At 69.8% G+C, this 19,472-nt stretch carries 15 protein-coding genes and 1 pseudogene; 8 read left to right on the top strand and 8 right to left on the bottom strand.

Annotation, left to right across the window (positions count from 1 at the left end; all coding sequences use genetic code 11):
- Positions 1–276, top strand: a complete 276-nt coding sequence (locus G6N16_RS00665; protein WP_083029298.1) for a cytochrome C oxidase subunit IV family protein — start codon at positions 1–3, stop codon at positions 274–276.
- A gap of 340 nt (positions 277–616) precedes the next feature.
- On the opposite strand, the gene G6N16_RS00660 is transcribed toward G6N16_RS00665, so the two are convergent.
- Genes G6N16_RS00660 through G6N16_RS00650 form a run of 3 tightly spaced genes read right to left on the bottom strand, consistent with a single transcriptional unit; the run spans position 617 to position 7,136 of the window.
- Complete coding sequence (locus G6N16_RS00660) at positions 617–1,942, bottom strand: polysaccharide biosynthesis protein (RefSeq protein WP_407663675.1); 1,326 nt, start codon at positions 1,940–1,942, stop codon at positions 617–619.
- Positions 1,882–3,258, bottom strand: coding sequence for a M1 family metallopeptidase (locus G6N16_RS00655; RefSeq protein WP_083029281.1), 1,377 nt, complete (start codon positions 3,256–3,258; stop codon positions 1,882–1,884). Before G6N16_RS00655 ends, G6N16_RS00660 begins: the two co-directional genes overlap by 61 nt.
- Positions 3,255–7,136 carry a Pls/PosA family non-ribosomal peptide synthetase gene (locus G6N16_RS00650; RefSeq protein WP_083029282.1) on the bottom strand — a complete coding sequence of 1,294 codons (3,882 nt, stop codon included), beginning with the start codon at positions 7,134–7,136 and terminating at the stop codon, positions 3,255–3,257. The genes G6N16_RS00655 and G6N16_RS00650 overlap by 4 nt, the downstream gene beginning before the upstream one ends.
- A gap of 207 nt (positions 7,137–7,343) precedes the next feature.
- On the opposite strand from G6N16_RS00650, the gene G6N16_RS00645 reads away from it, so the two are divergent.
- Together G6N16_RS00645 and G6N16_RS00640 are read left to right on the top strand one after the other, a co-directional pair.
- Positions 7,344–8,309, top strand: coding sequence for a TerC family protein (locus tag G6N16_RS00645; RefSeq protein WP_083029283.1), 966 nt, complete (start codon positions 7,344–7,346; stop codon positions 8,307–8,309).
- A gap of 45 nt (positions 8,310–8,354) precedes the next feature.
- A complete protein-coding gene (locus tag G6N16_RS00640) occupies positions 8,355–9,278 on the top strand; it encodes a lipoprotein LpqH (protein WP_083029284.1) in 924 nt (307 codons plus the stop codon).
- A gap of 7 nt (positions 9,279–9,285) precedes the next feature.
- Here the strand turns inward: G6N16_RS00640 and G6N16_RS00635 are convergent, their stop codons facing one another.
- From G6N16_RS00635 to G6N16_RS00625, 3 genes are all read right to left on the bottom strand, one after another.
- Positions 9,286–10,206, bottom strand: a complete 921-nt coding sequence (locus G6N16_RS00635) for a hypothetical protein (protein WP_133052870.1) — start codon at positions 10,204–10,206, stop codon at positions 9,286–9,288.
- Positions 10,207–10,261: 55 nt separating this feature from the next.
- A complete protein-coding gene (locus G6N16_RS00630) occupies positions 10,262–10,786 on the bottom strand; it encodes a 2-oxo-4-hydroxy-4-carboxy-5-ureidoimidazoline decarboxylase (RefSeq protein ID WP_083029286.1) in 525 nt (174 codons plus the stop codon).
- A 141-nt stretch (positions 10,787–10,927) separates the two neighbouring features.
- Entirely contained in the window at positions 10,928–11,416 is a 489-nt protein-coding gene (locus G6N16_RS00625) for an inorganic diphosphatase (protein WP_083029287.1), read from the bottom strand.
- Between the two features lie 93 nt (positions 11,417–11,509).
- Here G6N16_RS00625 and dacB point away from each other — a divergent pair, with 93 nt between their 5' ends.
- Genes dacB through hpt form a run of 4 tightly spaced genes read left to right on the top strand, consistent with a single transcriptional unit; the run spans position 11,510 to position 15,541 of the window.
- Entirely contained in the window at positions 11,510–12,895 is a 1,386-nt protein-coding gene (gene dacB / locus G6N16_RS00620) for a D-alanyl-D-alanine carboxypeptidase/D-alanyl-D-alanine endopeptidase (protein ID WP_163787714.1), read from the top strand.
- Positions 12,892–13,971 carry an Rv3626c family coenzyme F420 biosynthesis-associated protein gene (locus G6N16_RS00615; protein ID WP_083033673.1) on the top strand — a complete coding sequence of 360 codons (1,080 nt, stop codon included), beginning with the start codon at positions 12,892–12,894 and terminating at the stop codon, positions 13,969–13,971. The genes dacB and G6N16_RS00615 overlap by 4 nt, the downstream gene beginning before the upstream one ends.
- Positions 13,950–14,918: a tRNA lysidine(34) synthetase TilS gene (tilS, locus tag G6N16_RS00610; protein ID WP_083033671.1), complete on the top strand. Its 969-nt coding sequence runs from the start codon at positions 13,950–13,952 to the stop codon at positions 14,916–14,918. The genes G6N16_RS00615 and tilS overlap by 22 nt, the downstream gene beginning before the upstream one ends.
- Before the next feature lie 50 nt (positions 14,919–14,968).
- Positions 14,969–15,541, top strand: a complete 573-nt coding sequence (gene hpt, locus G6N16_RS00605; protein ID WP_234806035.1) for a hypoxanthine phosphoribosyltransferase — start codon at positions 14,969–14,971, stop codon at positions 15,539–15,541.
- Between the two features lie 55 nt (positions 15,542–15,596).
- Here the strand turns inward: hpt and G6N16_RS00600 are convergent, their stop codons facing one another.
- On the bottom strand, positions 15,597–16,328 hold the full coding sequence (locus G6N16_RS00600; protein WP_083033676.1) for an SIMPL domain-containing protein: 732 nt from the start codon (positions 16,326–16,328) through the stop codon (positions 15,597–15,599).
- Positions 16,329–16,338: 10 nt separating this feature from the next.
- On the bottom strand, positions 16,339–17,229 hold the full coding sequence (locus G6N16_RS00595; protein WP_170312532.1) for an alpha/beta fold hydrolase: 891 nt from the start codon (positions 17,227–17,229) through the stop codon (positions 16,339–16,341).
- Between the two features lie 135 nt (positions 17,230–17,364).
- Between G6N16_RS00595 and ftsH the strand changes: the two are divergent.
- Positions 17,365–19,467 (top strand): annotated as a pseudogene (gene ftsH / locus G6N16_RS00590) (ATP-dependent zinc metalloprotease FtsH); the annotation flags it as partial.
- Between the last annotated feature and the right edge of the window lie 5 nt (positions 19,468–19,472).

The raw sequence follows: 19,472 nt of genomic DNA, 5'->3' as shown, positions 1-19,472 counted from the left end.
ATGGCACTGGTATTGCGCAGTCGCACAACGCTTGCGTGGCTGATTCTGATAGTTCTGACGCTCGTGTCATGGGTTTTGGGCACGCAGACAGGCGCAGTCGATTCGGCACATTTCGCAGCGAGCCTGTTCATTTTCCTCGTCGCAATCTTCAAGGTCCGCATCATCGGGCTGTACTTCATGGACTTACGCGAAGCGCCTGTCGGACTCAGGCAACTCTTCGATGTGTACTGTGCCGTGCTTTTGGTTGCGTTGTCTGGTGTATATCTGTTCGGCTGACCGACCGGACGCCATGAGGTGGGTCGCACACCGACGATGCTCGATTTCAGGCGCTGACCGAGCCGCAACTGATACTGCGAACGCCTGCTCGCAATGCTGGAAGCTGCACTGTCCCACTGCGGCAGGACGCGCCGCCGCGCGAATCCTGGAATTGCGCGACGACGGCGAAACCTGTGTCGTGGTGACGATCGACCTGAGATTCCTGTCCGGCTTAATGCCCAGTTATGGGACTAGTCGGGGTCGGTAGGCTCGACGGGTGGTGTGGATTCGGCGGGCCCGTTCCTGCGCACCCTCACACTCCTGCGCAACGCGACCATCGACATCGACGGCGTCATCGCCGCTACCGCCGGCCCGATACCGCGAGCGCTGCCACGTGCACGGCGATCCCGATCAGCGGGCCGCACAGCAGCGCCACGATCGTCCGGTGCTCCAACTCCATCGGCAGCATCAACAGCCCGGCGGCGGCCACCGTCGCGCCCACCCAGCCCAGCGAGTACGCCCGATGCAGGGCGGCGGCCACCGTCGCGGCCCCGGTCACCGTCAGCACCGCGATCGCCACCGCGCCCGCGGTGAGCCAACCGAGTAGTGCCCCGGAGGTCACGTAGTCCTCGCCGAAGCCGACCCGCAGCAGCCACGGCCCGAGCAGGTACGCCAGCGTCACCCCGACCGCGCCGACACCGGCCACCAGCACCACCGGCGACACCAGGGCCCGCAGGCGGTGCCCGCGCTCGTCGACGAAGTGCGCAATCAGGTTGCCCTGCATGGCCGTCAGCGGCACCAGCAGCGGCGCCCGGGTCAGTGTCACCGCCAGAATCACCACACCGCCTGCAGCACCCAGCTCACCGGAGGTCGCCTGCAGCAGCACCGGGAACCCCATCACCAGAATCGCACTGGCCCCGGCCGCGGCCACCGCGTGCGAGGCACCCCGCAGGAACGACGAAGGCCGCTCGTGCGCCGTCAGACGCGCCGCCGAGCGCGCCGCGGGGGAGGTGATCAGCAGCAACAGCCAGGCCACCGACCCGGCCACCGTCGCCCACAGGAAACCGCCCAGCCCCCAACCGGCCAGCACCGTCGCGACGGCGACGGCCACCCGGATCCCCGCGTCGGTCACCATCAGCGCGCCGTACTGGGTCCAGCGGTTGTCGCCCGCCAGCACACCCAGCAGCGTTGCGTGCAGGCAGAAACACGCCAGGCCAACAGCCAGCAGCAGCACCGACAACACAGTGTGCTCGACGAACACGTGCCGGGCCCAGCCCACCGCCGTCCCGGCGATCAGCAGACCCGACACCAGCCCAACCCCGGCGGCCACCCGCATCGGGTGCGTGGTCGAGTCCGGCCCGGCGCCGATGTTCGCGGCCGAGCGCGCCGCACGATCCTCACCCGACAAAAGCGCCAGCCGGATCTCCCGGGTGGTCTGCTGCAACAGCCCGTTGGCCGCCCCGGTCACCAGACCGAAGGCGCCCCAGAACACCCCGAAGATCGAGAAGCCGGCCGGTTCCAGGAACCGCGCCGCCAGATACAGGACCAGATACCCGCAGATCGCCGTCACCACCGTCGCCGCGCCCACCCGCGTCATGCTTCCGCGGCTGATCGCGCCGCCGGTGGTCACGGCCCGAATTCCAGTTCCGGAACCGGGCGGGAGAACAGCCAGGCATCCCACAGCCAGTGCAGCGACGCGCTGGAGTACTTGGCGGCCAGGCCGGTGAAATCATCGGTCACGGCCGTCGAATGTCGATACCGGGTGGTCCAATCCTGCAGCAGCGCAAAGAACTTCTCGTCGCCGATGGTGTTGCGCAGCACGTGCAGGGTCAGCGCCCCCCGCTTGTACACCCGGTCGTCGAACATGTCCTTGGGCCCGGGATCGGCCAGCAGCAGATCCGCCGGGGCGTCGGAGAGCTTGCGGTAGTAGCGCCGCGCCAGGTCCGCCGCGGACAGCCCGCCGCCGTGCTCGGACCACAACCACTCGGCGTAGCAGGCGAACCCCTCGTGCAGCCAGATGTCGCGCCAGTGCCGCACCGTCACGCTGTTGCCGAACCACTGGTGCGCCAGCTCGTGGGCGATGAGTCGCTCCGAATCCTGGCTGCCGTCACAGTGATTGGCGCCGAAGATGGAAATGCCCTGCGCCTCCAGCGGAATTTCCAGGGTGTCATCGGTGATGACGACGGTGTACCCCGAGGACAGCGGGTAGGGCCCGAACAGCTTGGTGAACAGCTTCATCATCTGCGGCTGCCTGCCGAAGTCGACGTCGAGGTTGCGCCGCAACCGTGCCGGCAGTACCGCCTGCATGGGCACCGGGGATTTCGACATCCGGACCAGCTCGTACATGCCGATCTGCAGGGTCACCAGATACGTCGACGTCGGCTCGTGCAGCTCGTAGGTCCAGGTGGTCTGCCCGGCGCGCACCCGCTTGGACACCAGTTCGCCGTTGGCCAGCACCAGGTACGGGCTTTCGACGCTGATCTGGATCCGGTAGGACGCCTTGGCGCTGGGGTGGTCGTCGCACGGGAACCACGAGGAGGCGCCGTTGGGCTGCCCGGCGACCAGCACGCCCTCGGTCAGTTCCTCGAAACCGACCTCGCCCCACAGGGTTTTCAGCGGCTTCGGCGACCCGGAATAGCGGATCACCACCGTCATCGCCGCCCCCGGCGGCAGCGCGGCGGGCAGGGTGACGTTCAGCTTGTCCGCGGTGTGCCGAAACCCGGCGGGCCGCTTGCCGTTGACGGTGACCCGGGAAACCGTCAGTGCCGCAGACAGATCCAGGCTGAAGGACTTCAGCGAGGCCAGGGTCACCGCGGTCAGCGTCGCGGTCCCGGCCAGCCGGTTGATCGCGACCTTGTAGTCCAGCTCCAGTTCGTAGCGTGACACCCGGTAGCCGAAGTTGCCGACGCCGGGCAGATACGGGTCGATCACCGGCGGACCGGCCTTGGCCCGCTTGTCCTTGCCCGAGTTCCGTTCTCCGCTCGACGCACTGGCCTTCCTCATGAGCGGTTCTTCTTCTTGGTCGTCCACGGCGCAATCGGATTACCCTGCCATCGGGTTGACGGCGGCACCTCGTCGCCGCGCATCACCAGCGAGGCCGGCCCGATGGTCGCGCCCCAGCCGATCCGGGCCGCCGGCAGCGCCACGCAGTGGGTACCGAGCGTGGCGCCGGCCTCCAGCACCACGGTGTCCATCCGCATGATCCGGTCGTGGAACAGGTGCGTCTGCACCACACAACCCCGGTTGACCGTCGCGCCGTCACCGAGGGTCACCAGGTCGGCCTCGGGCAGCCAGTAGGTTTCGCACCACACGCCGCGGCCGATCCTGGCGCCGAGACCGCGCAGCCACATGTTCATGATCGGCGTCCCGGAGGCCGCCCGGGCGAACCACACCGCCGCGACGGTCTCGACGAAGGTGTCCGACACCTCGTTGCGCCACACGAACGACGACCACAGCGGATGCTCGACGGCGCGGATGCGGCCCACCACGGCCCATTTCGCCAGCACCGCGATCATCCCGGCGACCACCCCGGCCGTCAGCAGCACCAGCCCGGAGCCCAGGGCCGCCCACAGCGGCCCGAACGCGACGGCGAGGCACTGCAACCCGGCCAGCACCCCGACGCCGATGCCGAAGGTGAGGATCACCGGGATGATCCGGCAGGTCTCGGTCAGCGACCGCGCGATCTTCAGCCGCAGCGACGGGTTGAAGGTTAGCTCGACGTCGGCATCGGTCGGTTTGCGGCGCAACCGGATCGGCGGACTGCCCAGCCACGAAGATCCGCGTTTGGCCTTGTGCGGGGTGGCCGACAGCACCGCGACCAGGCCATCCTCGGGTACCCGTCGGCCCGGCTGGGTGATGCCGGAGTTGCCCAGGAAGGCGCGTCGGCCCACCGTCGCGGTGGCCACGTGGATCCAGCCGCCACCGAGTTCGTAGGAGGCGACCGAGGTGTCGTCGGCCAGGAACGCGCCGTCCTCGACGACGGTGAACTTCGGCACAACCAGTGCGGTGGAAATCTCGGTGCCCCGGCCGATCTTGGCGCCCAGCAGTCGCAGCCACACCGGGGTGAGCAGGCTCGCGTAGATCGGGAACAGGTAGTGCCGGGCGGCGTCCATCAGCCGCTCGGTGGCCCACAGCTGCCACCCGGAGCGACTGCGCACCGGGTGATAGCCCTCGCGCAGACCCAGCGACATCAGCCGCACCCCGATCACCGTCAGGACCGCGTAGCCCCCGAACGCGGCCAGTGCGGCCACCGGAATCCACGGCAGGGCAGCCAGAATCGCCTCGCCCACCGTCGCGGTGTCGCGGACCGCGAAGCCGACGATCGCCAACCCGATGCCGAGTGCGACCAGCGGCAGGCCGGCCAGCAGGATGGACGTCAGCCCGTACACCGGCAACCACCACGGTCGCAGTGCCGGGCGGTGATCGGGCCACGGGTGATGCGCCTTGCCGGACTTGACCGCCGGTGAGCCCTTCCAATACTGGTTGTTCTTCACCTTGCCGACCACCCCGGAACCCGGTGCGACGTCGGCGTTCTTGCCCACCACCGCGCCGGGCAGCAGGGTGGTGCGGGTACCGACGGTGGCGTCGTTGCCGACGGTGACCGGCCCGACGTGGAAGAAGTCCCCGTCGATCCAGTGACCGGACAGGTCGACCTCGGGCTCGATCGAGCAGCGATCCCCGAGTGAGGCCATGCCGGTGACCGGGGGAGCCGAATGCAGGTCGATGCCCTTGCCGACCTTATTGCCCAGCGCCCGGGCGTAATACACCAACCACGGTGCACCGGACTGGTTTTCGGCACCGGAGGCCTCGGCCAGCCGCTCGGCGATCCACACGCTCAGGTGCTCGGGACCGCCGCGCCGGTAGGTGCCCGGCTCCAGGTTCGCCAGCAGCGCGCGGGCGCCGAGCGCGGCTATGCCCATCCTGCCGACCGGGGTGACGAACAGCACGAACGCGACGCCGACCGCCCACCAGCTCACCGGGGTCAGCCACGGCAGCGGATGCCAGTGCGCGGCAAGGTTGTTGGCGATGGCCAGCCAGGTCACCCACTGCATGCCGGACAGGATCGACAACGGCACCGCGGCCAGCACCTGGGCGGCCTGCGCCAGCCGGGGGGTGGGGGTGACGTGCCGCGGGTCGACCGCGGCGGCGGGTTTGAGTTCGTCGAGGAACCCGGCCAGCGAGCCGAGGCGGGGATGGTCGTAGAGCTGCGCGACGGTCACCTCGGGGTGGCGCTGGCGCAGCGCGGCCACCAACTGTGCCGCCGCCAGCGATCCGCCGCCGAGGGCGAAGAAATCGGCCTCGGGCCCGTCGACCGAGGCGCCGAGGATGTCGCGCCACAGGTCGGCCAGCCAGCCCATGGTGCCGTCCAGTTCGGGCCCGTCGTCGGCGCCGCCGGGCGGGGGCCACGGCAGCGCATTGCGGTCGACCTTGCCCGAGGTGCGGGTGGGCAGCTCGTCGATCAGCACCAGCCGCGGTACCAGCGCCGACGGCAGCGCCTCGACGAGCGCGACGCGGGCGGCGGCGAGGTCGAAATTCGGGTCGGCACTGGCGATGTAGCCGACCAGCAGGGGAGTGCCGCTGGCGGTGCGCCGCACCGCAGCCGCCCCGCCGGACACCCCGGGCAGGTGCACCAGGGCGTTGTCCACCTCGCCGAGTTCGATGCGCCGCCCGCCGACTTTCACCTGGTCGTCGGCGCGCCCCTGGAAGTACAGGCCTTCGGGTTCCAGGCGGACCAGGTCGCCGCTGCGGTAGGCCCGGTCCCAGCCGAGCGTCGGCATCGGCGCGTACTTTTCGGTGTCTTTCTCCGGGTCCAGGTAGCGGGCCAGCCCGACGCCGCCGATCACCAGCTCGCCGACCTGCCCGTAGGCCACCGGCAGTCCCTCGGCGTCGACGACGGCCAGGTCCCAGCCCGGCAGCGGCAGCCCGATGCTCACCGGGCTCTCGCCGTCTAGCCGCGCCGCGCAGGCCACCACGGTCGCCTCGGTCGGCCCGTAGGTGTTCCACACCTCGCGGTTGTCTTCACCGGCGGCGAGCCGCTCGGCCAGCTCCGGCGGGCAGGCCTCGCCGCCGAAGATCAGCAGCCGCACCTGCTCGAGGGCCTCGGCCGGCCACAGCGCGGCCAGCGTCGGGACGGTGGAGACGACGGTGATGTCGCGGGACACCAGCCAGGGGCCCAGGTCCATGCCGGAACGCACCAGCGACCGCGGGGCCGGCACCAGGCAGGCGCCGTGCCGCCAGGCCAGCCACATTTCCTCGCAGGAGGCGTCGAAGGCGACCGACAGTCCGGCCAGTACCCGGTCGTCGGGACCGATCGGGTTGTCGGCCAAAAACATCTGCGCCTCGGCGTCGACGAACGCCGCGGCGCTGCGGTGGGTCACCGCCACACCCTTGGGGGTGCCGGTGGAACCGGAGGTGAAGATGATCCAGGCGTCGTCGCGCAGCGTCGGCGCACCCGCGCGCCAGCCGCGCGAGGATCCCGGTCCGCGCACCAGCCCGGCGTCGGTGATGATCGCCACCACCTGCGCCTCGCCGAACACCAGCTCGGCGCGCTCGGCCGGGTCGTCGGCGTCGACCGGCACGTACGCCGCCCCGGCGGCCAGCGTGGACAGGATCGCGACGTAGAGCGCGTAGCTGCCCGAGGGCATCCGGATGCCGATCCGGTCACCGCGCCCGATGCCCCGGTCGGCCAGCCACGCGACGCTGGCCTCGACGTCGGCGATCAGCTCGGCGTAGGTCAGCACCACGGTGCCGTCGTCGATGGCGGCGGCGTCGGGGTAGCGCTGCGCGGTCTCGTGCAGGATGTCGATGAGGGTCCGCGGCGGTGCGGCCTGTCCGGACAATAGGTACTGGGCGGGGATCTGCTGAGTCTCCTGCGCCGTCACAGTCGCAAATACTAGGCGGTGCCGGTGTCGCCCGATTTTCCTGAAACGCCCGAAGCTGCCAGACTGTGACGTGAGGGGAGTATTCCTTCGCGGCGGTGTCGTCACCACGTCGGCTGTTGTTGGCCGACCGGCATCGCGGGTCCGGTTTCATCGACATCACCGGGCGGAAGAGACCTCGGCCGTATTCTCACGACCGGAGGCCCCTCGATGCAGGTAACCACCCTGGAATGGACGATCACTCTCGGCGTGACCATCGCCGTTCTGCTGTTCGACGTGTTCGTCATCGCCCGTCGTCCGCACGAACCGACGATGCGCGAGTGCGGTATTGCGCTGATCGCCTACATCGGACTGGCGCTGGCCTTCGGGGTGTTCGTCTGGAATTTCCACGGCCGCCAGTACGGCCTGGAGTTCTACGCCGGCTGGCTCACCGAGTACAGCCTGTCGGTGGACAATCTGTTTGTCTTCATCATCATCATGGCCAGCTTCCGGGTGCCGCGGAAATACCAGCAGGAGGCGTTGCTGGTCGGCATCATCCTGGCGCTGATCTTCCGCGGCGTGTTCATCGCGGCCGGCGCGGTGGTGATCGAGCGGTATTCCTGGGTGTTCTACATCTTCGGCGCGTTCCTGCTGTACACCGCGGTCAAGGTGGTGCGCGACACCGACCACAGTGACGACACCGAGAACGCCGTCGTCCGCTTCGCCCGTCGGCGCCTGAGCTTCACCGACACCTGGGACGGGCTCAAGCTGTGGGTGCACGAGAACGGCAAGCGGCTGATGACGCCGATGTTCCTGGTCATCGTCGCGCTGGGCACCACCGACCTGATGTTCGCGCTGGACTCCATTCCCGCGATCTACGGGCTCACCCAGCAGCCGTACCTGGTGTTCACCGCCAACCTGTTCGCGCTGATGGGGCTGCGGCAGCTGTACTTCCTGCTCGGCGACCTGCTGGACCGGCTGGTGTTCCTGCCGCAGGGCCTGGCGATCATCCTCGGCTTCATCGGGGTGAAGCTGGTGCTGCACGCGCTGCACGAGAACACCCTGAGCTTCATCAACAACGGTGAAGGCCTGGCGGTGCCCGACATCCCGACGCTGTGGAGCCTCGGGGTGATCATCCTGACGCTGTTCCTGACGATGATCGCCAGCCTGATCAAGACCCGGGCCCAGCGCAGCTGAAATTGGTGACTTGGGGTCCTTCGGAGGCCGCTTAGCCTTTTTCACATGTCGGAAAAGTCGAAGCGCGGGTGGGTTCTGCCCGTGGTCGCGGGCATCGGGCTGCTGCTCGTCGTCGCCCTGGCGATCGGACTCGGCCAGTACCTGTCCCGTCCGGACAGCGTCGCGCAGACCGTGCAACCGGTGTCGACCAAGGAGGCGCCGGCCGGTCTGCAGCCCGCCGACATCTCCTCCGACGACGGGTTGGCCCAGCCGGTGCGGATCAGTGCCACCGTCGACGGAACGCCGGTGGACCTGACCGGCGCCGTCTCCTACTGCGACAAGCGCGGCGAAGTGGTCGATATCCAGGCCACGGGGCCGCTGGGCGGTGGGAGCCGGGGCGGGGCGGTCATCGTGCGGATCGCCGGCGACACGACGACGACAACGGTGCTCGGCATGTCCGACGGCGAACTGGATACCAAGGTGGCACCGACCGTCGTGCAGAACGGGTCGGACTACGAAATCTCCGGCGAGCTCTACCGGCTGTCGCAGAAGGGCTGGGGCGACGAGGCGCACTCGTTCACCGTGACGGCGTCCTGCACGACGGCCGAGCCCGTGCGCACCACTACGCTCGCCCAGCCGGTCGCGATGGCCGCCACGCTCGACGAGACTCCGGTCGACCTGAGCAACACCGTGCCGTACTGCTCCGGGTCGAAGGACGACGACTGGTTCTCCATCGTGGCCAGCCGCACCCAGAGCGCCCCGGCGGACCACCCCAGCCTCTACGCGGTGATCAATCGGACGACGCTGCAGGTGTCCCACGGTGGCCTCCGAGGAGCCTCGGGGAAGCGTTCCTTCCGCGGTGACGGGCCGGCGACCGGCGAGAACTGGACGATGAACGTCACCAAGGACGGCACGGTCTACCGGGTCACCGGCACCGATGCGGTCTCCGGCGGGTCGGTCGAGATCGTCGCCGACTGCGCGGGCATCTGAACGGGCGTCAGTAGTGGTCGGCGACCGCGCGGGCCACCAGCATGGTTCGGGCGGTGTCCTCGTCGACGTCGGATACCTCGACCGCGGGTAGCAACGCCCTGGCCCCGACGGTGAACTGCGGCCCGACGACGACTGCAACTTGGCCAGCGGCCGGATCGCCGAGTAGCTGGTGGCCGCCGAGGTCCGGATTGTCGCGGGTGGACGGGTGGTCGGCGGGCTCGTGGGCCAGTGACACCGACATCGGGTGGTCGTCGAGGGTGAAATAGCAGCTGGTAACGGTTGTCCCCGAGGACCAGTCGACGCGGTGCCCGGTTTCCAGGGATCGCACGGGTGCGCACGGATCTGTGCCTGTCAGCGTGGTCGTGGGGAATTTCGACGAGGCCCAGCCGGGTCGTTTCGGGTATTCGGCGATGGCGGTCGTCACCACGGCTTCGGCGATCGCGCAACCGTCTGCGGCGGGGGGAAAGGACGCGAGGACCATCAGTGCGGCCCCGTCGGGATAGCGCGCGATGAATTGGCAGGACGCGGAGACGACCTGATCGCGCGGCGGAAGATTCGGTTGATCCCACAATGACGCGGAGGTGACCTCGACACCGTCGATCACCCGGTGCTTGACCCAGGACTCCTCGGCGGGCGTGGGTTCCTGCGGCGAACGCCAGGCCAGAGCGATGTTGACGTCGACGGTGCCGGCCGGATCGGTGACGGTGGCCGTGCAGCTGCCGAACTTCACCGGCCCGGTCACCGTCAAGGACCGGTTCCCGACGGACGTGGCCGCACCGAACAACGCGCACGGGTCGATGCCGCGCAGTTCTTGCAACGACGACGGTGTGCCGGACCGCGCGGCGGTTTCCGCCGCCGGATCGTCGTGATGGCAGGCCGTCAGCAATGCAGCCGCAGTCGCAAGGACCGCCGTCGTCCGGATTGCCATGTACAGAGGCTAACGAAGGTTCGACGCCGCGCCGCGCGGTGATTCGGGCCGCCCGTTACCACCAGTTCGAATAGCCGCCCTCGGGGCCGAGCATGCGCTCCATCCGCGACCGGATGATCTTGGCCAGCTCGTTGCGCAGCACCTTGCGCTCGGTTTCCAGGTCGTGGTGCATCCGGTCGGCGATGGCGGCGCCGATCACCGCGGCCGATTGCCCGTCGACGTAGCAGAGGAACTCGAATCCGAAGTTGGTGGCGTAGCCCCGGGCCGCGGTCCGCACCTGTGCCATCACCTGGGGGTCGTCGTCGACCAGCGCGCACGGTTCGCAGTGCGAGCGGGTGCTGCCCGGGCGTGCCCCGATCCGCGGCTGTGCCTCCAGGATCTGGTCGACGGCCGGTTCGGGCAGCTCGAACAGCAGCGCGTCGGCGCGCCGGAACAGCGAGTTGCGGTCAGTGTAGGGCCGCTCGGTGGCCAGGTCACCGGCCAGTATCACGCAGTTGCAGCATTCGAACAGCGCGTGCACGGCCCGCCGGTGCGGCAGCGCGTTGAATGCCTCGAGTCCGATCCCCTGATGTAGCAACACCCTGAGAATCATCGAAGACGCGCGGTACGCCGGGGTTACCTCGTGTTACGGCCGAGAAAAATCTCCCCGGCCGGGCAATTTTTGCCCTGCTTCCCACCGCTCGCAGCCCCGGGCCACCCAACGCCCTGGGCGGCGAAACTCTCAGTGCCCGGAGGTCTTGAACCGCTCGATGGAGCGCTCGATCTCGGCCTCGGCCTCGGCGCGGCCCACCCAGTCGGCGGCCTTGACGAACTTGCCCGGCTCCAGATCCTTGTAGTGCACGAAGAAGTGCTTGATGGCATCCAGCTCGAACGCCGACACGTCGGAGATGTCCTGGATGTGGTCCCAGCGCTGGTCGCCGGCCGGCACGCACAGCACCTTGGCGTCGCCGCCGGCCTCGTCGACCATGTTGAACATGCCGACCGGCCGGGCCTCGACGATCACGCCGGGGAACACCGACTGCGGCAGCAGCACCATCGCGTCCAGCGGATCGCCGTCCTCGCCGAGGGTGTCCTCGATGAAGCCGTAGTCGGCCGGGTAGGCCATCGGGGTGTAGAGGTGGCGGTCCAGCCGCACCCGGCCGGTCTTGTGATCCACCTCGTACTTGTTGCGCTGACCCTTGGGGATCTCGATGGTCACGTCGAATTCCACGCCGCACGGCTCCTTCGGCTCGATAGTGCAAAAGCTTCGTGTCGAACCCTAGCGCGAGCAGCTCACCCGGAGTTCAGCGATACCCTGCACTACATGCACCCCGACCGTTGGCGCCGAGGCACCTACGTCGCATTCGGTTCCGCTGTGGTGGTGGCCGTGGTGACCCTGGTGGTCGCCGCCGCGCTGTGGACCGACCAGCACGGCCACGCCGCCAAGCCGATCGGCCCGCCCGCCCCCGCGGCGGTGACCGTCGCACCCGGGGTGGTTCCGGTCTCCGCCGACGCCCCGGTCCCGACGGCCGCCGGCCTGGCCAACGCGCTCGCCGGGCCGCTGGCCGACACCAACCTCGGGGCACTGACCGGCCGGATCGCCGACGCGATGACGGGCACGCAACTGTGGCAGCAGGGTGCCGACGTGCCCATGCAACCGGCCTCGGTGAACAAGACGCTGACCGTCGCGGCGGCGTTGCTGGCACTTGACCGCGAGGACCGGCTGACCACCCGCGTGGTGGCCGCCGACCAGAACGCCCAGCCCGGGGTGATCGTGCTGGTCGGCGGTGGCGACACCACACTGTCCACCGCCGCGCCCGACGAACCGACCTGGTACCGCGGCGCCGCCCGGCTGTCCGATCTGGTTAATCAGGTGCGCCGCAGCGGAATCAAGCCCACCGCCGTGCAGGTCGACACGTCGCTCTACAGCGGGCCGAAGATGGCTCCCGGCTGGGACCCCGACGACATCGAGGGCGGCGACGTCGCGCCGATGGAGCCGGTGATGCTCGACGGCGGCCGGGTCCAGCCCACCAGCGTCGAATCGAAACGTTCGCTGACGCCCGCCCTGGACGCCGGCCGGGCGCTGGCCGCCGCGCTCGGGGTGGACCCGAACTCGGTGACCACCGCCCCCGGACCGGCCAACGGCGCCGAACTCGGCTCGGTGCAGTCGGCCCCGCTGATGTCCCGGCTGAGTGAGCTGATGAACGCCTCGGACAACGTGATGGCCGAATCTGTCGCCCGCGAGGTCGCCGTCAAACTACACAAGCCGGCCAGCTTCTCCGGCGGCGTCGACGCCGTCACCTCGGTGCTCGCCGACGCGGGCGTGGACCTCAAGGGCGTCAGCCTGCGGGACAGCAGCGGCCTGTCCGTCGACGACCGGCTGACCGCCACCACCCTCGATGACCTGATGGTCGTCGCCTCCGGCACCGAGCACCCGAAGCTGCGTCCGCTGCTGGACCTGCTGCCGATCGCCGGCGGCAGCGGCACCCTGTCCGACCGGTTCATCGACACCGGCACCCGGGCCTCGGCGGGCTGGCTGCGCGCCAAGACCGGTTCGTTGACCGGCACCAACACGCTGGCCGGCGTTGTGACCGACCGGTCCGGGCGGGTGCTGACCTTCGCGTTCCTGTCCAACGGCGGCGGACCGACCGGCCGGGTGGCGCTGGACAACCTGGCCGCCGTGCTGCGGACCTGCGGTTGCGGCGGATGACCGAAGACCTCGGAGCCGGTCCTCCGGTGGACTGGGACGTCGCCGCCGGCCTCGGGGGTCGGTTGGCCCGGCCCGGCCCGGCGATGTCGGACTACACCCGCGACCAGGCGATCGCCGAGCTGGCCGAGGCGTCCCGGCGCGCCGAACCGCCGGTGCGGGAGGTGACCGGCCTGATCACCGACGATGCGGTGCCCGACGCGATGATCGTCGACCGCCCGCGGTGGATCGCCTCGGCCGCGGACTCCATGCGCGCGATGCTCACCGCGGCCCGCGGCCCGGACCCCGAGAAAACCGAACCCAAGGGCCGGCTGGCCGAGCTGACCGCGGGCCTGGCCGCCCGCGCCGCCGGCGCGCAGTCCGGTGCGGTGCTGGCGTTCGTGTCCTCGGGCATCCTCGGCCAGTACGACCCGTTCGGCTCCCACGACGACGGGCGCCTCGGCCGACTGCTGCTGGTCTACCCGAATATCGTTGCGGTGGAACGACAATTGCAGGTCCGCCCGTCGGACTTCCGGCTCTGGGTGTGCCTGCACGAGGTCACCCACCGGGTGCAGTTCACCGCCAACCCGTGGCTGGCCGGCTACATGTCCGACACCCTCGGCGTGCTGACCCGCGACACCGGCGAGGACGTCCTGGCCATGGTGTCGCGGATGGCTTCCTTCGTCCGCGAGCACAGCGGTGAAGAGCCCAGCGGCATCGTCGGCCTGATGCGCGCCGCCCAGGCCGAACCGCAGCGCGAGGCGCTGGACAGACTGCTGGTGCTGGGCACCCTGCTGGAGGGCCACGCCGACCACGTGATGGACGCCGTCGGGCCGGCCGTCGTCCCCGCCGTCGAGACCATCCGCGACCGGTTCGAACAACGCCGCCACCGCCACCAGCCGCCGCTGCAACGACTGCTGCGCGCCCTGCTGGGCATGGACGCCAAACTCGCCCAGTACACCCGCGGCAAGAAGTTCGTCGATGCCGTCGTCGAGCAGGTCGGCACCGCGCGCTTCAACGCCGTGTGGACCGGCCCGGAAACCCTGCCGCTGCCTGCCGAGATCGACCACCCGCAGCGATGGATCGACCGGGTGCTGTAGTCGGCCGGGCCGTCGCCGCCTTCGCCGACCGATACCTGCCCGGCGGGGCCGGCAGTGAAATGTCTTGGTGCGTGGCGCTGTCCGGCGGCGCGGACTCCCTGGCGCTGACCGCCGCGGCCGCGCACCTGCGCCCGACCACCGCGCTGATCGTCGACCATCGGCTGCAACCCGGATCCGCCGACATCGCCGCGCGCGCCGCCGAGACGGCCCGCGCCCTCGGCTGCGTCGACGTCCGGATCCTGCCCGTCGATGTCGGCACCGACGGCGGGCCGGAGGCCGCCGCCCGCACCGCCCGCTACGCCGCGCTGGACTCCGCCCGGCAGGGGCTGCCGGTGCTGATCGGGCACACCCTCGACGACCAGGCCGAAACCGTGCTGCTGGGCCTGGGACGCGGCTCGGGGCCGCGGTCGATCGCCGGGATGGTGCCCCACGACCCACCGTGGTGTCGTCCGCTCCTCGGGGTGCGCCGCGCCGAAACCCTCACCGCCTGCGCCGACGCCGGGCTTACCCCGTGGGCCGACCCGCACAACGACGACCCCCGCTACACCCGGGTGCGGCTGCGCACCGAGGTGCTGCCGCTGCTGGAGGACGTGCTCGGCGGCGGCGTCGCGGAATCCCTGGCTCGCACCGCCATCGCGCTGCAGGAGGACAACGCCGTGCTCGACGCGCAGGCCACCGCACTGCTGCCGGTCGCCATGACCGACGACGGCCTCGACGTCGGTGTGCTGGGGACGACGGCGCCCGCGGTGCGCCGCCGGGTGCTGCGGCTGTGGCTGCTGAACGCGGGATCGGCCGGGCTCACCGACACGGCGTTGCGCGCGGTGGACGCGCTGATCGGCGACTGGCACGGCCAGGGTGGCGTCGCCGTCGCCGGCACCCGGGCCCGGCACCGGATGATGGTCGAACGCCGCGACGGCGCGCTGCGGCTGCGGCACCGGCCGGTTTGATCCAACCCCGCGGATGCGCCCGTCGTGCCCGGCATGGCACGCTGTGCAACGTGCCCGCACACCCCGAGCTGTACTCCGGTGATATCAAGTCGGTGCTGTTCTCCGAGCAGGACATTGCGACCCGGACGGCCGAGCTGGCCGCAGCCATCGCGGCCGACCACACCGAGAACGGGGGCGAACAGGACCTGCTGTTGGTCACCGTGCTCAAGGGTGCGGTCATGTTCGTCACCGACCTGGCCCGGGCGCTGCCGGTACCGACCCAGCTGGAGTTCATGGCGGTCAGCTCCTACGGGTCGGCCACCTCGTCGTCGGGGGTGGTGCGCATCCTCAAGGACCTGGACCGTGACATCCACGACCGGGACGTGCTGATCGTTGAAGACATCGTCGACTCCGGACTGACGCTGACCTGGCTGATGCGCAACCTGGCCACCCGGCACCCGCGCTCACTGCGGGTCTGCACGCTGCTGCGCAAGCCCGACGCTGTGCGCACCGACGTCGACATCTCCTACGTCGGCTTCGACATCCCCAACGAGTTCGTGGTCGGCTACGGGCTGGACTACGCCGAGCGCTACCGCGACCTGCCCTACATCGGAACCTTGGAACCGCACGTCTACTCCGGCTAACGCACCTTCACGCCCGGCGCCCGGCGCCCGGTGATCCGGGCGAGCGGCGTGTGGGTCAGCTGAGTTCCCAGACCACCGTCACCGAGAAGCCGACGGTCTGCTGGCCGGGTTCCATCGGCACCGCGGCGGCCATCGCCCTCGGCACCGGGGTCGGGGTGGTTCCCTCGGCGGTCTCGGAGATCGAGATGATCTTGCCCAGCGACATCCCGGACAGATCGGCGAACTGCTGCGCGCGTTCCTTGGCGTCGCTGAACGCCCGGGTGCGGGCATCGCGCACCAGCTGCGAATCGTCGTTGATGGAGTAGCTCACCGAGGTGATCCGCAACGCCTCACCGCCGTTGAAGGTCATCAGGGCCAGGATGTTCGACGCCGTGCTGATGTCGCGCACGGTCACCTCGATGGCGTTGGTGGCCTGGTAGCCGGTGACCACGTTGCCGTCGGGACCGTACTGCGGTGACACCGTGACGTTGGTGGTGGCGATGTCCGAGCTGGACACGTTCTTGGCCTTCAGCGCACCGAGCACCGCGTTCATCTTGTCGCTGGACTGGTTGATCGCCGCCGTCGGGTCGGCGCCGACCGCGCTGGTCGCCGCGTTGATGGTCAAGGTGTCCGGGACGCCCTGCACCTGGCCCTTGCCGGTGACGGTGACCTGGCGGGCGGTGGCGGCGGCTTCGGTCGTCGTTCCGGTTTTCTGGGAGTCGCAGCCGGCCAGCGTCACCAGCGTCGCGGCGATGGCCGCGGAAGCTCCGAGTCGGGCGAGGATGCGGGATTTGGCGGCACGCGGCATGCCCGCCACCCTAACGCTTCACCCGGTCCCGCAGCTGCGGCCAGGACAGAAAATCCAGCAGCACCGCGGTGACCTCGGCGGGCCGCTCCTGGGCCAGCCAGTGCCCGGCACCATCGATGACCAGCTCGCCGTAGCGCCCGACGGCGACCTGGCGGGCCCGGTCAGTGCGCAGGAATCGCGCCGTCGGGTCCGCGCCGCCGACGATGAACAGCCCCGGGGTGTCGAAGGTGGCACCGGCCAGCTCGGGGGTGGTGGCCCAGTTGCGGTCAAAGTTGCGATACCAGTTCAGCCCGCCGGTGTAGCCGGTCCGGGTGAACTCCCGCACGTACTCGTCGAACACCTCGGGTTCTAGCCAGCCGGGCCGTCCGCCGAACATCATCGCGACGGTGGCGGCCGGGTCGGCGGCCAGCTCGGCGTCGGCCACCCCGGGCCGCTGGAAATGCAGGATGTAGAAGTCCGGGCCGAACTTCGCGAACGCCTCGGTGGGCGCGACCAGAGCCCGCGGCACCGGCGGCACGCTGAGCCCGACGGTGCCGGCCACCCGGTCCGGGTACAGCAGCGTCAGGCTCCACACCACCGTCGCGCCCCAGTCGTGCCCGACGAACACCGCCCGCTCGGCATCGGTCAGCTCGTCGACGAGCCCCACCAGGTCGGCGGTCAGCGCGTGGATGTCGTAGGCCGACACCTCCGCCGGGCACGACGACCCGCCGTAGCCACGCTGATCGGGGGCCAGCACGTGGTAGCCGGCCGCGGCCAGCGCCGCGATCTGATGCCGCCAGCCCAGCGCCAGGTCGGGAAAACCGTGCGCGAGCACCACTGGCGGATCACCGCGCCGACCGGCCTCGACGACCCGCAACCGGACCCCATCGCGCGTCACGAATCGTTCGGTGAACCCGGCCACCGCGCCAGCCAAACACATCCCGCCGGAAAACTGCACCAGGTGGGAACCGGCGCACGTTTATATGGCGGTAGCCTGAAGATTCCCTGAAGTGCACGCGGAAGGACCCGGCCGGCACCCGTCGGCCCACAGCACACGATGAACCGAAAAATTGCCATCCGTACGTTGACGGTGCTCCTCGCGCTGATCGGTGCCGGTCTGCTGATCTTCTACCTCAGCGACGACACCCGCGGCTACAAGGCGGTCCCGACGTCGGTGGCGACCACCCAGATCCGCAACGACAACGTCGCCAAGGCCCAGATCGACGACCGCGAGCAGCAGCTGCGGCTGGATCTGCGCGGCAGCGCGACCGGCACCGAGGGCTCCGACAAGATCATCACCAAGTACCCCACCGGGTACGGCGCGACGCTGTTCGACGAGCTCAACGCCAGCGGCGCGGAGATCACCACCACCGTCAACGAGGGCAGCGTGTTCGGCACGCTACTGGTCTATCTGCTGCCGTTGCTGCTGCTCATCGGCCTGTTCGTGATGTTCTCCCGGATGCAGGGCGGCGGCCGGATGGGCTTCGGCTTCGGCAAGTCCCGCGCCAAGTTGCTGAGCAAGGACATGCCCAAGACCACCTTCGCCGACGTCGCCGGCGCCGACGAGGCGGTCGAGGAGCTCTACGAGATCAAGGACTTCCTGCAGAACCCGTCGCGCTATCAGGCGCTGGGCGCCAAGATCCCCAAGGGCGTGCTGCTCTACGGCCCGCCCGGTACCGGCAAGACGCTGCTGGCCCGCGCGGTCGCCGGTGAGGCCGGCGTCCCGTTCTTCACCATCTCCGGCTCCGACTTCGTCGAGATGTTCGTCGGCGTCGGCGCATCCCGGGTGCGCGACCTGTTCGAACAGGCCAAGCAGAACAGTCCCTGCATCATCTTCGTCGACGAGATCGACGCCGTCGGCCGCCAGCGCGGCGCCGGCCTGGGCGGCGGCCACGACGAACGCGAGCAGACACTCAATCAGCTGCTGGTGGAGATGGACGGCTTCGGCGACCGCCAGGGCGTCATCCTGATCGCGGCCACCAACCGGCCCGACATTCTCGACCCGGCGCTGCTGCGCCCGGGCCGCTTCGACCGGCAGATCCCGGTGTCCAACCCGGACCTGGCCGGCCGGCGCGCGGTGCTCAAGGTGCACGCCCAGGGCAAACCGATCGACGCCGGCGCCGACCTCGACGGGCTGGCCAAGCGCACCGTCGGGATGTCCGGCGCGGACCTCGCCAACGTCATCAACGAGGCCGCGCTGCTCACCGCCCGCGAGGACGGCGACATCATCACCGGCGCGGCGCTGGAAGAGGCCGTCGACCGGGTGGTCGGCGGGCCGAGGCGCAAGAGCCGCATCATCAGCGAGCACGAGAAGAAGATCACCGCCTACCACGAGAGCGGCCACACCCTCGCCGCCTGGGCGATGCCCGACATCGAACCGATCTACAAGGTCACCATCCTGGCCCGCGGGCGCACCGGCGGACACGCCGTCGCCGTCCCCGAGGACGACAAGGGCCTGATGACCCGCTCGGAGATGATCGCCCGGCTGGTGTTCGCCATGGGCGGGCGCGCCGCCGAGGAACTGGTGTTCCGCGAGCCGACCACCGGCGCCTCCTCCGACATCGACCAGGCCACCAAGATCGCCCGCGCGATGGTCACCGAATACGGCATGAGCGCCAAGCTCGGTGCGGTGAAATACGGTACCGAGCACGGCGATCCGTTCCTGGGCCGCACCATGGGCACCGCCCCGGACTACAGCCACGAGGTGGCCCGGGAGATCGACGAGGAAGTCCGCAAGCTCATCGAGGCCGCGCACACCGAGGCGTGGGAGGTACTCACCGAATACCGCGACGTGCTCGACGCGCTGGCCGGGGAGCTACTGGAGAAGGAAACCCTGCACCGCGCCGAGCTGGACCGCATCCTGATGTCGGTGACCAAGCGCCCACGGATCACTGCCTTCGACGATTTCGGCGGCCGCATCCCGTCGGACATACCGCCCATCAAGACTCCCGGCGAGCTGGCCATCGAGCGGGGCGAGCCGTGGCCGCCGCCCGCGGTGGAGCCGCCGTTCACCGTGAACATCCCGCGGGAAGAAACCACCGGCAACAACGGTCATTCCGACTCCGATGACGCGGCGGAGACCAACGGCAAGGGACCGACGCAACCGGACTACGGTGCCCCGGCGGGCTGGCATGCACCGGGCTGGCCGCCCAAGGACGGAGACAA

The sequence above is a fragment of the Mycolicibacterium insubricum genome, assembly GCF_010731615.1.
Taxonomy (GTDB): Bacteria; Actinomycetota; Actinomycetes; order Mycobacteriales; family Mycobacteriaceae; genus Mycobacterium; species Mycobacterium insubricum.
This window is presented reverse-complemented; position numbering and strand designations above follow the sequence as displayed.

Excerpts from the sequence above, each read along its gene's own strand:
- G6N16_RS00615 (WP_083033673.1), top strand. The coding sequence starts at position 12,892 with ATGACCGAAGACCTCGGAGCCGGTCCTCCGGTGGACTGGGACGTCGCC.
- dacB (WP_163787714.1), top strand. The coding sequence starts at position 11,510 with ATGCACCCCGACCGTTGGCGCCGAGGCACCTACGTCGCATTCGGTTCC.
- G6N16_RS00655 (WP_083029281.1), bottom strand. The coding sequence starts at position 3,258 with ATGAGGAAGGCCAGTGCGTCGAGCGGAGAACGGAACTCGGGCAAGGAC.
- G6N16_RS00645 (WP_083029283.1), top strand. The coding sequence starts at position 7,344 with ATGCAGGTAACCACCCTGGAATGGACGATCACTCTCGGCGTGACCATC.
- G6N16_RS00635 (WP_133052870.1), bottom strand. The coding sequence starts at position 10,206 with ATGGCAATCCGGACGACGGCGGTCCTTGCGACTGCGGCTGCATTGCTG.
- G6N16_RS00600 (WP_083033676.1), bottom strand. The coding sequence starts at position 16,328 with ATGCCGCGTGCCGCCAAATCCCGCATCCTCGCCCGACTCGGAGCTTCC.
- G6N16_RS00665 (WP_083029298.1), top strand. The coding sequence starts at position 1 with ATGGCACTGGTATTGCGCAGTCGCACAACGCTTGCGTGGCTGATTCTG.
- G6N16_RS00640 (WP_083029284.1), top strand. The coding sequence starts at position 8,355 with ATGTCGGAAAAGTCGAAGCGCGGGTGGGTTCTGCCCGTGGTCGCGGGC.
- tilS (WP_083033671.1), top strand. The coding sequence starts at position 13,950 with ATGGATCGACCGGGTGCTGTAGTCGGCCGGGCCGTCGCCGCCTTCGCC.